The organism is Curtobacterium sp. ODYSSEY 48 V2 (genome assembly GCF_023712625.1).
Taxonomy (GTDB): domain Bacteria; phylum Actinomycetota; class Actinomycetes; order Actinomycetales; family Microbacteriaceae; genus Curtobacterium.
In genome coordinates this window covers 1-394 of sequence record NZ_JAMAXX010000061.1, presented here as the reverse complement: position 1 = coordinate 394, position 394 = coordinate 1, and the positions used below count along the sequence as shown (strand labels likewise).

The following is a 394-nucleotide window of genomic DNA, read 5'->3' as shown; positions in this document are numbered from 1 at the left end:
GTGGTAGGCGGTGTCAATCCTGCGACGGTGCAGGGTGATATCGAACTTCAGCACGTGGATTTTGTTTATCCCAACGGCAACCAAGCCTTGCAGGATGTCAGCTTTCGCATTCGGCGCAACCGAATTACCGCGTTGGTCGGCTTGAGTGGTGCAGGTAAAAGCACCATTATCAATCTGTTGGTAAAATTTTATCAGCCCACGCAGGGGCGAATTTTGCTCGATGGCAAGGATTTGCAAGACTATGATACCCATGAGCTACGCCAACAAATCGGTTTGGTATTGCAAAAAAACCATATTTTTGGCGGGACTATTGAAGAAAATATTCGTTATGGCGATTTAACGGCCAGCCAAGCTCAGATTGAGCAGGCAGCAATACAAGCCTCCATTCATGAAC

The 394-nt window shown here is 47.5% G+C and carries 1 protein-coding gene; it reads left to right on the top strand.

The window, feature by feature from the left end; all coding sequences use genetic code 11:
• The coding region (locus M3666_RS16480; RefSeq protein WP_251155826.1) for an ATP-binding cassette domain-containing protein at positions 1-394 on the top strand (394 nt) is incomplete at both ends.